General features: G+C 62.4%; 13 protein-coding genes. 5 read left to right on the top strand and 8 right to left on the bottom strand.

The window, feature by feature from the left end:
* Window positions 1–9 precede the first annotated feature (9 nt).
* Window positions 10–843 carry a 16S rRNA (adenine(1518)-N(6)/adenine(1519)-N(6))-dimethyltransferase RsmA gene (rsmA, locus tag NE850_RS14825; RefSeq protein ID WP_007179317.1) on the top strand — a complete coding sequence of 278 codons (834 nt, stop codon included), beginning with the start codon at window positions 10–12 and terminating at the stop codon, window positions 841–843.
* Window positions 844–953: 110 nt separating this feature from the next.
* Here the strand turns inward: rsmA and NE850_RS14820 are convergent, their stop codons facing one another.
* Window positions 954–1,889 (bottom strand): DMT family transporter, encoded by a 936-nt coding sequence (locus NE850_RS14820; RefSeq protein ID WP_007179316.1) that lies wholly within the window; start codon window positions 1,887–1,889, stop codon window positions 954–956.
* A 353-nt stretch (window positions 1,890–2,242) separates the two neighbouring features.
* Here NE850_RS14820 and NE850_RS14815 point away from each other — a divergent pair, with 353 nt between their 5' ends.
* The 3 genes from NE850_RS14815 (at window position 2,243) to NE850_RS14805 (ending at window position 4,264) form a co-directional block, all read left to right on the top strand.
* Window positions 2,243–3,364, top strand: a complete 1,122-nt coding sequence (locus NE850_RS14815) for a porin (RefSeq protein WP_007179315.1) — start codon at window positions 2,243–2,245, stop codon at window positions 3,362–3,364.
* 87 nt (window positions 3,365–3,451) lie between these two features.
* A complete protein-coding gene (gene gloA / locus NE850_RS14810; RefSeq protein ID WP_007179314.1) occupies window positions 3,452–3,838 on the top strand; it encodes a lactoylglutathione lyase in 387 nt (128 codons plus the stop codon).
* Between the two features lie 27 nt (window positions 3,839–3,865).
* Window positions 3,866–4,264, top strand: a complete 399-nt coding sequence (locus NE850_RS14805) for a hypothetical protein (protein WP_310698888.1) — start codon at window positions 3,866–3,868, stop codon at window positions 4,262–4,264.
* A gap of 108 nt (window positions 4,265–4,372) precedes the next feature.
* Here the strand turns inward: NE850_RS14805 and NE850_RS14800 are convergent, their stop codons facing one another.
* The 6 genes from NE850_RS14800 to NE850_RS14775 form a co-directional block, all read right to left on the bottom strand.
* On the bottom strand, window positions 4,373–5,275 hold the full coding sequence (locus NE850_RS14800; protein ID WP_007179312.1) for a M48 family metallopeptidase: 903 nt from the start codon (window positions 5,273–5,275) through the stop codon (window positions 4,373–4,375).
* A 44-nt stretch (window positions 5,276–5,319) separates the two neighbouring features.
* The gene (locus NE850_RS14795) at window positions 5,320–6,078 is read right to left on the bottom strand and encodes a 1-acyl-sn-glycerol-3-phosphate acyltransferase (protein WP_007179311.1); all 759 of its coding nucleotides are present in this window, start codon (window positions 6,076–6,078) and stop codon (window positions 5,320–5,322) included.
* Window positions 6,079–6,118: 40 nt separating this feature from the next.
* Complete coding sequence (gene gmhB / locus NE850_RS14790; RefSeq protein ID WP_007179310.1) at window positions 6,119–6,673, bottom strand: D-glycero-beta-D-manno-heptose 1,7-bisphosphate 7-phosphatase; 555 nt, start codon at window positions 6,671–6,673, stop codon at window positions 6,119–6,121.
* Window positions 6,674–6,683: 10 nt separating this feature from the next.
* Window positions 6,684–8,783 carry a glycine--tRNA ligase subunit beta gene (gene glyS / locus NE850_RS14785; protein WP_007179309.1) on the bottom strand — a complete coding sequence of 700 codons (2,100 nt, stop codon included), beginning with the start codon at window positions 8,781–8,783 and terminating at the stop codon, window positions 6,684–6,686.
* 15 nt (window positions 8,784–8,798) lie between these two features.
* Window positions 8,799–9,806 carry a glycine--tRNA ligase subunit alpha gene (glyQ, locus tag NE850_RS14780; protein WP_007179308.1) on the bottom strand — a complete coding sequence of 336 codons (1,008 nt, stop codon included), beginning with the start codon at window positions 9,804–9,806 and terminating at the stop codon, window positions 8,799–8,801.
* 157 nt (window positions 9,807–9,963) lie between these two features.
* Window positions 9,964–10,206, bottom strand: a complete 243-nt coding sequence (locus tag NE850_RS14775; RefSeq protein WP_157187799.1) for a hypothetical protein — start codon at window positions 10,204–10,206, stop codon at window positions 9,964–9,966.
* A 124-nt stretch (window positions 10,207–10,330) separates the two neighbouring features.
* Between NE850_RS14775 and NE850_RS14770 the strand changes: the two genes are divergently transcribed.
* The gene (locus NE850_RS14770) at window positions 10,331–10,570 is read left to right on the top strand and encodes a hypothetical protein (protein WP_007179307.1); all 240 of its coding nucleotides are present in this window, start codon (window positions 10,331–10,333) and stop codon (window positions 10,568–10,570) included.
* 280 nt (window positions 10,571–10,850) lie between these two features.
* Here the strand turns inward: NE850_RS14770 and NE850_RS14765 are convergent, their stop codons facing one another.
* Window positions 10,851–12,461, bottom strand: coding sequence for an FMN-binding glutamate synthase family protein (locus tag NE850_RS14765; protein ID WP_007179306.1), 1,611 nt, complete (start codon window positions 12,459–12,461; stop codon window positions 10,851–10,853).
* Window positions 12,462–12,631 lie beyond the last annotated feature (170 nt).

Raw genomic sequence — 12,631 nt, 5'->3', positions numbered from 1 at the left:
GTTTCTTCGATGTCCACCAGCAGACAGCAACAGGGCCGGCACCAAGGTCATATCGCGCGCAAGCGTTTCGGTCAGAATTTTCTGGTCGACATGGGCGTGATCGATTCGATCGTCGACGTCATCCGGCCGCAGCGCGGCGAGCGCATGGTCGAGATCGGGCCGGGCCTCGGCGCGCTCACCGAACCGCTGATCGAGCGTCTGGCGACGCCGGAAGCGCCGTTGCACGCCGTCGAACTGGATCGCGATCTGATCGGCCGCCTGAAGACGAAATTCGGCGACCTGCTCGAACTGCATGCGGGCGACGCGCTCGCATTCGACTTCGGTTCGCTGGCCGCGCCCGGCGACAAGGCGTCGCTGCGCATTGTCGGCAATCTGCCGTACAACATTTCGAGCCCGCTGCTGTTTCATCTGACGGCGTTCGCGCATTGCGTGATCGATCAGCACTTCATGCTGCAGAACGAAGTGGTCGAGCGGATGGTGGCGGAGCCGGGCACCAAGGCGTTCAGCCGTCTCTCGGTGATGCTGCAATACCGCTACGTGATCGACAAGCAACTCGACGTGCCGCCCGAAGCGTTCAACCCGCCGCCGAAAGTCGATTCGGCGATCGTGCGGATGATCCCGTACGAATTGCATGAACTGCCGGCCGTCGACGAGCGCGTGCTCGGCGAACTGGTGACGGCCGCATTCTCGCAGCGCCGCAAGATGCTGCGTAACACGCTCGCCGCATATCGCGATTCGGTTGATTTCGAAGGGCTGGGCTTCGACTTGCAGCGCCGCGCCGAAGACGTTCCGGTGTCGGAATACGTGCGCGTCGCACAGATCGTGGCGGCCAACAAGGCTTGAGCGGTGGGCGCCGAGGGTTGAACTCCGAACTGGCAGCTTTGACACGCTGGCGCTCGAAGTCGTCCACCGCTGTGGCGGTGCCCGAATTTGTTACCCGTTTCGGCGCGGCCCTAAATCGTCACCCGCTTTGCCGGCGCGTTGACCAGCGCAATGCCGGCCAGCACCAGCACCGCGGCCATCAGAAAACGCAGACTGAACGACTCGCCGAGCAGCAGCACGCCGAAGGTCACGCCGAACAGCGGCGTGAGGAACGAGAACACCGACAGGCGCGACGCGATATAGCGCGTCAGCAACCAGAACCACACCAGATAGCTGACGAACGCCACCACCACGGCTTGATACGCGAGGCTCACCACCGCCAGCGGCGTGACGGTTTCCACGCGCGCCTGGCCGAGTGCGAGTGCAAGCGCGAGCAGGACCGCCGCCGAGACTGTCAGTTGGTAGAACAGCGTCTTGCTGGCGCTCGAATGAGCGAGGCGCGTGGCGCGCACCACCACGGTGGTCGCGGCCCACGCAATGCCGGCCAGCACGCCGAGCACGTCGCCGGCGACACCCGTGAATACCGACCCTTGCGCGGCGTGGCCATGCAGGAAGCCGTCCGCGAATGCGAGCGCCATACCCGCGAACGCCACGAAGATGCCGAGCCACTGAATGCGCCGCATGCGCTCGCCGTCGACGAACCAGTGCAGGCCAAGCGCCGTGAAGCACGGCGCGGTGTACAGAAAGACCGCCATGCGCGACGCGCTGGTCAGCGTCAGGCCGAGAAAAATGCACACGAACTCGCTGGCGAACAGCACGCCCGCGAGCAGGCCGGCGCCAAGGGTGCCGTCGTCGCGAAAGAGCGGCGTGCCGCGTGAGCGCGCCCAGCCCCATACGAGCAGTGCCGCGATCGCCGAGCGCAGGCCGGCCTGAAAAACCGGTGGCAGCGCCACGTTGGTGCTTTTGATCGCGACTTGCTGGAGACCCCAGATCGCGCACAGGCCGATCATCAGGAGGATGGCGACGCTATCCGGGGCGCGGCGTGCGGGCAGTGCAGAGGTGCTCATTGGACGGAGTCGGATCGGGAACAGGTCGTACGATAGCAAACCTGTCCACCTCGCCAACCGATGACCCCACCGCCTACGCGTGCTTCTTACAGGCAGCAAGTTTTTTGCTGATTTCACAACACCCGCGCAACACACCGTCAGACTAATTTCGCACTCTTGCCGTTTCGCGCTAAGGTTCAGCCACAAACGTTTCGTCAGGATATTCGTACCGGCTGCATCCGGTGCGGTGCAAGGCTTCTCAGTACGAAGAATGCGAAGTATAGGCGGACAGCAGCGTGCCGGTTTCGCTGAGGGATCCGCCACGGCAGACGAACCCAAATCCGCGCAATGCGGAGCCTGTACGAGGAAAAGCGATGAAGAACGTAGGCAGGTGGGCCGCGGCGGCAGTGCCTGCGGCGTTGGCGTCGTTGGGGTGTCAGATGGCGCACGCGCAATCCAGCGTGACGCTGTACGGCGTGGTCGACGAGAGTGTGCGCTATCTGACTCACGCCAACAAGGCCGGCGACTCGTCGATCGGACTCGGCAACGGCGGCATGACGCAGAGCCGCTGGGGACTGAAGGGCGTCGAGGATCTGGGCGGCGGATGGTCTACCTTCTTCAAACTCGAAAATCGCATCTATATCAACAGCGGCCAAAGCGATCCCACGCTGCCGTTCTTCAATGAAGCGCAGGTCGGCGTGCGTTCGGATTCCTACGGCCAGATCATTCTCGGTCGTCAGTACAACGTCGTGATCGAAGGCGTCACGGTGGCCGGTTACGGCAGCAATTCCTGGATCCCGTACGACTTCAGCTTTCAACCTGAAGTGACGATGACGGGTGGCATCTGGACCAGCAACCAGGTGCAGTATCAGGCGAAATATAACGGTTTCACGTTCGCGGCCGGTTACGCATTCGGCGGCAATGCGGGGAATTCCTACGGCAGCCAGATCGGCGCGGCCGCGGCTTATAAACCGGAAGGCGGTCCGTTCAGCCTGGGCGGCGCGTATGAAGAGTCGAAAGATTCCGTCAACGGCGCGGCCGCGAAGACGTGGACCTTCGGCGGCGCGTACACGTGGAATCTCACGCGCTTTTCCGCCGGCTACATCGTCAATCAGAACGATGCGGGCTTTTCGAATTTCGCCAACGGGCCGTTCACCGCGCCCGTGCTGGCGGCCCTCAAGTACACGGACTTTGCGCGGCGCCGCATGATCATGGGCGGCATCACGCAACAGGTCAGTAACAAGTGGCACTTTGCCGCGAACATCTGGCGTACGCTGCAGGACGGCAAAACGGCGGCGCAGGACGGCTCCGCCTGGCAGTACCAACTGGTGGCGGACTACAACCTGTCCAGACGCACCGATATCTATCTGGAAGGCGACTATTCGATCTATCGCGGCGATCTGATCGGTGCGCAACTGCAGGGCGTCAACGGCGTCGGGCTTGCGCAAAAGGGCTCGCAGATCGGGTTGATGGCAGGCGTGCGGCATCAGTTCTGAGTACGGCTTTCCGTTTGGCACGCTCTGCAGCGGCGCGTGATTCCGGGTACATTTACGGTCTCGCTATCACGCAACAGGGAGTGCACAATGCGCCTGCTTCACACCATGCTCCGGGTCGGCGACCTGGATCGCTCGATTGCCTTTTACACCGAACTGCTCGGCATGAAACTGCTGCGCCGCGACGACTATCCGGACGGCAAATTCACGCTGGCATTCGTCGGTTACGAAGATGAGCGCGACGGCACCGTGCTCGAACTCACCCACAACTGGGACACGCCTTCTTACGACCTCGGCACCGGTTTCGGCCACCTCGCCGTCGAAGTGGACGACGCCTACGCCGCATGTGACAGAATCAAGGCACAAGGCGGCACGGTCGTGCGCGAAGCCGGCCCGATGAAGCACGGCACGACCGTGATCGCTTTCGTCACGGATCCGGACGGCTACAAGATCGAGTTCATCCAGAAGAAGAAATAAAGCAGGGCGGCGGGGCGAGATCAGATCATGAATAACAGCAATCCCTACTTCAAGGAACTCGACGAGATCCACGTCGAACTCGCGGCCCTGTTCGACGGCTCCGCGGATGAAGGCGCGCTGCAACGAATCATGGCGCGCTTCGCTCCGCAATTCACGCTGGTCATGACGTCAGGCATCGCACTGGATCACGCCGGCTTGCGTGAGACATTCTCGAAGCTGCGCGGCGCGCGTCCAGGCTCGCAAATCAGCATCCGCGACAAGGAGATCGTTGCCGAATATCCGTCAGGGGCGGTGGTGAAATATCGCGAGTATCAGCGCGACAACACCGGCAACGCGAATGTGCGGCGCTCCACGGCGGTGATGGATCTCGACGCGCACGGTAAGGTGACGTGGCGTCATCTGCAGGAAACGTTCTGCTCGGAATGAGCGGGAGAGTGTGACAAGCCGGTGCTTCAGTTTGAAATTGAAGCGCCGGTTTCAAGGCGCGAGGTGCCAGGTGCCAGGTGCGAGGCCCGAGGCCCGAGGCCCGAGGCCTTAAAGCGTCGGCAGTAATTCCGGCGGATGCGACTTCAATGTCTGCCGCGCTTCGCGGAATTCCGGAAAAATCGATTCGACGGTTTGCCAGAAACGCGGGCTGTGATTCATTTCACGCAGATGCGCGAGTTCATGAGCGACCACGTAATCGATGATGGAAAGCGGAAAGTGAATCAACCGCCAGTTCAGGCGGATCTTGCCGTCACTCGAACAACTGCCCCAACGCGTCGCCGCTGAAGAAAGCGCGTACGCACGATAGTTCACGCCCAGTTTCTCCGCGTAAATCGCGAGCCGCTCGCCGAACAGGCGCTTTGCTTCGCCCTGCAGCCAGCCTTGCACGCGGTCCTTGATCTGCTGCGGGTCCGCTTGCAACGGCAACGGTACTTGCAGTGCCGCGTCTTCCGCGCTGAACGCGAGCATGCCCTGCGGCGAGCCGAGCTTTACGCGCACGGGCTGACCGAGATACGGCACTTCGGCGCCATCTTTCCAGTCGACCTTCGGCAATGCGCGCTGCTCGACACGCGTTTGCCACTCGATCAGCTTCGTGAAAATCCAGCGCTGCTTTTCGGTGATCGCGGTTTCGATATCGGCGAGCGTGACCCAACGCGGTGCGGTGATCGTCAGACCGGTGCTGTCGATCGCAAAGCCGATCGAGCGTCGCGCCGAACGCTTGAGGACGTAATGGAGCGTGCGTGAGCCGATCGCGAGGCTGCGCAGCTTGCTGCCATCCGGTGCGAGCGGCACGGCCGGTTGCTGGCTTCCCGGCGAACTCTGCAACGAGCCAGGCGAAGGTGCGGAAGGTGAAGGGGACGACGACGTCGACCCCGGCTCGGCAAAGAGCGGGAGATCGAGTTGCCGGTTATCGAGCGCCGCGGCGGGCTGCGGCGTAGGAGACTTCTGCATCGGATTCGGCTTCGCGCTAATACGCTTTCGAGGGCGTGGGCGCGTCAGATTGGTGCGGCGGCGGAACTGCTTTCCGCCGCGCGGTACGCGGTAGGATCGATGCGACGCATTTCAGCTTCGATCCACCGTTCGACGCGCGTGTTCACTTCATCGGGCGTGAGCCCCGTCGTCTCGATCGGCTTGCCGATCGACACTGTGACTATACCCGCATATTTGAGAAACGAGTTGCGAGGCCATACACGTCCTGCGTTGTGCGCGATCGGTACGACCGGCGCACCGGTGGCTATCGCGAAACGCGCGCCGCCGGTTTTGTATTTGCCTTGCGTGCCGGTGCGGGTGCGTGTGCCTTCCGGAAACATGATGACCCAGGCGCCTTCCGCCATGCGCGCCTTGCCTTGCCTGATGACGGATTCGAACGCGTACTTGCCTTCCTTGCGATCGATATGAACCATCTTCAGCAGGCCGAGCGCCCAACCGAAAAACGGCACGTACAGCAATTCGCGCTTGAACACGTAGCACAGCGGCCGCGGCATCAACGCCGGAAACGCCAGCGTTTCCCATGCCGATTGATGCTTGGAGAGCAACACGGCGGGGCCGTCGGGGAGGTTCTCCATGCCCTCGATCCGGTAGCGGATACCGTTCAGCCAGCGCACCGTATGCAGCGTGGCGCGACACCAGCCGGCCGCCATCCAGTAGCGGTTGTCGGCGCGCATGAACGGAAATGCGATGAAGCATGCAGTCGCGTACGGCACCGTGAACAGAACGAAGTAGATCAGCAGAAGCAAAGAACGGATGAAGCGCATCGGCGTGGTCAGTGAGGGATGGGGACGCGCTCGGCGCGCGTCACTCTTGAGCGTCGGCGAGGAAGTCGAGCGCGAACGCACGCAGGTCGTCGTGCACAATCGTGCCTTCTGGCAGACCGCCGGCCGCAAGCGTTTTGCGGCCCTTGCCCGTCAGCACCAGGTGAACCGGATGGCCGAGCGCCGCGCCGGCCTGCAGATCGCGCATGGCGTCGCCCACTACCGGCGTATTTTCCGGATCGACCTCGAAGCGCTCGGCGATCATCTTCAGCATGCCGGGCTTCGGCTTGCGGCACTCGCAGTGGTCTTCCGCCGTGTGCGGGCAGAAGAACACCGCGTCGATGCGCCCGCCGACCGCGGCCGCCATGCGATGCATCTTCAGATGCATTGCATTGAGCGCGTTCATGTCGAACAGGCCGCGGCCGATGCCCGACTGGTTGGTCGCGATCGCCACGCGATAGCCAGCCTGGTTCAGACGCGCGATGGCTTCCAGTGCACCGGGTAGGGCAACCCATTCGTCCGGCGACTTGATGAACGCGTCGGAGTCGACGTTGATCACGCCGTCGCGGTCGAGGATCACCACTTTTTTGGTCGGCATGGCGCGGGGCTCAGGCTGCGAGTCGGGAAATGTCGGCGACGCAGTTCATCTGCTGATGCAGTGCGCCGAGCAAGGCCAGACGGTTGGCGCGCAACGCGGGATCTTCGGCGTTGACCATCACGTCGTTGAAGAACGTGTCGACCGGTTCGCGCAACGCGGCGAGCGCGGTCAGCGCACCCGTGTAGTCGCGCGCGGCCAGTTGTGACTGCACGCGCGGCGCGACCTGTTCGAGCTGTGCATGCAAGGCTTTTTCCGCCGCTTCGACGAGCAGCGCGACCTGCACCCCGCCGGTCGCCGCGCCTTCCGACTTCTTCAGGATGTTCGAGATGCGCTTGTTGGCCGCCGCGAGCGAAGCCGCTTCAGCCAGCGATGCGAATTCGCGCACGGCATCCAGACGCGCGACGATATCGTCCAGACGCGTGGGGTTCAGCGCCAGCACCGCGTCGATTTCACCCGGCGCATAGCCGCGCTCGCGCAGCAGGCCGCGCAGGCGGTCCATGCTGAACTCGTAAATGGCCTGCGTCGAATCGACGACGTTCGGCACCGCGGCGAATTGTGCGTAAGCGGTGCGCAGCAGTTCGACGAAGTCGACCGGCAGTTGCTTCTCGACGAGAATGCGCAGCACGCCGAGCGCGTGACGGCGCAGCGCGAACGGGTCTTTTTCACCGGTGGGTTGCAGACCGATGCCCCAGATGCCGACCAGTGTTTCGAGCTTGTCGGCCAGCGCGACGACGGTGCCGGTTGTGGTAGTGGGCAATGCGTCGCCGGAGAAACGCGGCTGATAGTGTTCCGAGCACGCGAGCGCGACTTCTTCCGGCTCGCCGTCGTGGCGCGCGTAGTACGTGCCCATCGTGCCCTGCAGCTCGGGGAATTCGCCGACCATGTCGGTGATCAGATCGGCCTTGGCGAGGCGCGCGGCGCGCTTGGCGAGCGCCACGTCCGCGCCGATCAGTTCGGCAATCGCGCCGGCCAGCGCTTCGACGCGCTCTACGCGTTGCAGTGCCGAGCCGAGCTTGTTGTGATACACGACGTTCGCGAGCAGCGGCACGCGATCGGCGAGCGTCTTCTTCTTGTCCTGCTCGAAGAAGAACTTCGCGTCGGCCAGACGCGGACGCACCACGCGCTCGTTGCCTTCCACGATATCGCCCGGCGTGGACGTTTCGATATTCGACACGATCAGGAAGCGCGAACGCAGCTTGCCGTTCGCATCGGTCAGCGCGAAGTATTTCTGGTTCGTCTGCATGGTGAGGATCAGGCATTCCTGCGGCACTTGCAGGAATTCGTCCTCGAAACGGCACGCGTAGACCACCGGCCACTCGACCAGCGACGTCACTTCGTCCAGCAGCGATTCCGGCATCACGACCTGGTCGCCGTTTGCTTGCGCGAGCAGATGCGTGCGGATGGTCTCCTTGCGATCGGAGAAATTCGCCACTACGCGGCCTTTGTGCAGCAGCGTCTCGGCGTACGAATCCGCGTGCTGGATCTGCACGAAACCTTCGGAGAGGAAACGATGGCCGAGCGTGGTGTCGTCGGCGTCGATGCCGAGCGCGCTCACCGGCACGATCTGTTCGCCGTGCAGCGCGGTCAGCCGATGCGCCGGACGCACGAACTGCACATTGGTGCCGTCCGGGCGCTGATACGTCATGACCTTCGGAATGGGCAGCTTGGCGAGTGTTTCGTCGAGCGCGCTTTGCAGGCCTTCGGCGAGCGTCGCGCCGGGCGCGGCATAGCGCAGGAAGAACGCTTCGGCCTTACCGTCCTGTGCGCGCTCCAGGTCGTTCACCGAGAAATCGGGGAAGCCGAGCGCAGCGAGTTTCTTGGCGAGCGGCGCGGTGGGCTGGCCGTCTTTATCCAGCGCGACGGAAACCGGCAGCACTTTTTCGCGCACGTGTTTTTCCGGCGCAACCGCGCGTACGTTTTTGATCGTGACGGCGAGGCGGCGCGGCGTGGCATAACGTTCGAACGACAATTCGCCTTCGACCAGGTCGCGCGCCGCGAGGCGCTGCGCAATGCCTTCAGCGAAGGCGTCGCCAAGACGCGCGAGCGCTTTAGGCGGCAGTTCTTCGGTCAGCAGTTCGACGAGCAGAGTAGCTTGATGGGGTTGAGTCATTTCTTGATGTTCTCGTCAGTCCTGGTCGATCTTGCGTTCGACTTTCAGCGGCGGCGCCCATGCGGGCATGGCGGCGTCCTGTTCGTCAGTCGTGAGGCCGGGCACGCCGTGCACCGGATTGCCGAGCATCGGGAAACCGAGCTTCTCGCGCGAATCGTAGTAGGCCTGCGCGACCAGCTTCGACAGCGCGCGAATGCGGCCGATGTATGCCGCGCGTTCCGTGACCGAAATGGCGCCGCGCGCGTCGAGCAGGTTGAACGTGTGGCCGGCTTTCAGCACTAGTTCATAGGCGGGCAGGGCGATCTGCGCTTCGATCATGCGCCTTGCTTCGGCTTCGTAGCTGTTGAAGATCGAGAACAGCAACTCGACGTTCGCGTGCTCGAAGTTGTAGGCGGACTGTTCGACTTCGTTCTGATGGTAGACGTCGCCATAAGTCAGGCGACGCAGTTCGGGGCCGTTCGGGCCTTGCTCTTCCCACTCAGTCCAGACCAGGTCGTAGACGTTTTCGACCTTCTGCAAATACATGGCGAGGCGCTCGAGGCCATACGTGATTTCGCCGAGCACCGGTTTGCAGTCCAGACCGCCAACCTGCTGGAAGTAGGTGAACTGGGTCACTTCCATGCCGTTCAGCCACACTTCCCAGCCGAGACCCCAGGCGCCGAGCGTGGGGTTTTCCCAGTCGTCTTCGACGAAGCGCACGTCGTTCTGCTTCAGGTCGAAGCCGAGGGCTTCGAGCGAGCCGAGGTACAGGTCGAGGATATTTTCCGGCGCAGGCTTGAGCACCACCTGGTACTGATAGTAATGCTGCAGACGGTTCGGGTTCTCGCCGTAGCGGCCGTCTTTCGGGCGGCGCGACGGTTGCACGTACGCCGCGCGCCACGGCTCGGGGCCGATCGCGCGCAGGAAAGTATGGACGTGGGACGTGCCCGCGCCGACTTCCATGTCGATTGGCTGGAGCAACGCGCAACCCTGCTTGTCCCAGTAGGACTGCATTGTCAGGATGATTTGCTGAAACGTGAGCATGAAGTGCCTTTCGGGCATGGGGCCGCGCCGTGAACGCCGAAGCGCGCCGGGGTGGCCGTGGAGCGAAGTGCTAAACCAGAGATTTTAACGGAAAGGGAGGGGGGTGTCCGTTTTGCGGGGTGATGAGGTTGATGGGAGCCGTCGAGCGCCCACTTTTTCATTCGGCCAGGATCTGGGTCCAGTCGGTTGTCCCTGGTTGCTCTTTCAGCACTTCCCCTCGTCTGACCGGAAGGCACGGGTTGCTGTATTTATCGTTCTCGTTGTCGCTATCGAAATCGGGTGATATCTGACGGGTGCATGCGCGGTTTCCTAATGCCGTGAGGGCGACGTGCCGGGCAAAATGTTCGAATAGTTCATTGCCGAGCGGCGATTTCGGATTCAGGTTCTGGAATTGCGTCAATGACTGTGCGGAGCTTAGCGGCTGCCCGAGAATCTAGAGCGCATCTTGCTCCGCATCTGCTTGCCGGGAAGCACGGTGCCCGGCTGTGAAGTGCGAGCCGAATGAATCCGAAGGAGTGAAAAGTATGTTTCAAGATAAAGCGGTGGCACTGGAAGTGAGCAAGCGAATGTTGAAGATAAACGGTTCACTAGACGAGACGATCGCCTTTGTTCAGGCACACTGCTCGAATGAAGAGCTTGAAGATTTCAAACATGCTATGGGAGAGGTCATGTACATGGTGTTCGAAAAGGTACTCATCCCCATATACAAGCGGCACCCGGAACTCATTCCTGAGGGGCAACGGGTAAGCGGAATTACCGACTGAGATATGGAAGGCGTGGTGAGGGGCGATGAGATCCCTTTGCGCCCGGAGCAATGCAGGTCCCTCCGTTACGATGGGAGGGCGCGCTGGACCGACAAGCTGCCCGGCTAAAAGGATGACGAGACGTCCTGGTCCCCAAAGGGGCCAGGACCGAATTGAGACAGGCCGGTCAATACGATCCCGCCAGCCGCCGGAGAACGTCAGTTGGCGCAGAAAAGACCGTGCAAATATATGGTTCGCTAAAGTGCCCGTATGGAGATATGGGGCGAATTCTCGAGCGGAATCACGTCGCCGCCAACTCCACCTTCGGCGAGAACGAATCGCTTTGCGCCACCGGCCAGTACTTCTCGAACAGCGAGTAGCGATAATTGCCGTTGAGCAGATCGTTCGGATCGAGATACTTCAGCAGCTCCGACATCAACTGCACCTCATGCGACGACACGCGCCGCACGATGTGATGCGCGCGCAGTTCAGCCGGATGCTTCAACCCCGCGGCCTGAATGATTTCCTTCAGCGCATGCAGTGTGTTGTGATGGAAATTGAAGACGCGGTCTGCCTTGTCGGGAACCACCAGAGCGCGCTGGCGCACCGGGTCCTGCGTCGCGACGCCGGTCGGGCAGCGCCCGGTGTGGCAGGTCTGCGCCTGAATGCAGCCCACCGCGAACATGAAGCCGCGCGCCGCGTTGACCCAGTCCGCGCCGATAGCGAGCGTTTTGGTGATGTCGAACGCGGTGATCATCTTGCCGCTCGCGCCAATGCGAATACGTTGCCGCAAGCCGATGCCCACCAGCGTGTTATGCACCAGCAGCAGGCCTTCCTGCAACGGCACGCCAACGTGATCCGTGAATTCGAGCGGCGCCGCGCCCGTGCCGCCTTCCGCGCCGTCCACCACGATAAAATCAGGCAGGATGCCCGTTTCCAGCATCGCCTTCGCAATGCCGAAAAATTCCCACGGGTGCCCGATACACAGCTTGAACCCGGTCGGCTTGCCACCCGACAGCGTGCGCAGACGGTCGACGAATTCCAGCAGGCCGCGCGGCGTGGAGAACTCCGAGTGCGTGGCCGGCGAGATGCAGTCGCGGCCCATCGGCACGCCGCGCGTCTCGGCGATTTCCGGCGTGATCTTGGCGGCCGGCAGGACGCCGCCGTGACCCGGCTTCGCGCCTTGCGAGAGCTTCACCTCGATCATCTTCACTTGCGGCTCGGCGGCCTGCTTCGCGAACTTCTCCGCGCTGAAGGTGCCGTCTTCGTTGCGGCAGCCGAAGTAGCCCGAGGCGATTTCCCAGATGATGTCGCCGCCGTGCTCGCGGTGATACTTCGACATCGAGCCTTCGCCGGTGTCGTGCGCGAAGTTGCCTTTTTTCGCGCCGAGGTTCAGCGCCATGATCGCGTTCGCCGACAGCGAGCCGAAGCTCATTGCCGAGACGTTGAAGATCGACATCGAATAAGGCTGCGCGCGATCCGGTCCGACTACGATGCGGAAGTCGTGACTATCGAGCCTGGTCGGCGCGAGCGAGTGGCTGATCCATTCGTGCGCAACGGCCTTGACGTCGAGCTCCGTGCCGTACGGGCGGCTATCGACGTCGTTCTTCGCGCGCTGGTAGACGATGCTGCGCTGGGCGCGCGAGAACGGCTTTTCGTCAGTATCGCCTTCAACGAAATACTGGCGGATTTCCGGCCGGATGAATTCGAACAGGAAACGGAAATGGCCCCACAGCGGATAGTTGCGCAGGATCGCGTGACGCTGCTGTGTCAGGTCGAACAGCCCGAGCGCGACGAGCGCGAGCGGCACGATGATCCAGAACCACGAAATGTGATGCGTGGCGGCGAACGCCGCACAGACCGCGAACAGCGCGGCTGCACACCACATGGCGAGATAACGTCGAGAAAACATGGGAACTCCGGTGCAGTGAGGATCGTCACGGCGGGATCGCCAACGCCGCTGGCGCCAGCGGAATCCGTCGTGAAGGAAAACGGGCGACGGCCTGTCATGGTGACGCGAATGGTGACGCGAGTTGCCGCTTGAAGAGCGAACGCATGGACGCCGCCGAGCAGGTTCAGGCG

Origin of the sequence: Paraburkholderia sp. USG1, assembly GCF_031570135.1 — a bacterium.
Taxonomy (GTDB): Bacteria; Pseudomonadota; Gammaproteobacteria; order Burkholderiales; family Burkholderiaceae; genus Paraburkholderia; species Paraburkholderia dioscoreae.
Note: the sequence above shows the minus strand (reverse complement) of the source record. Positions and strands in the feature narration are given on the sequence as shown.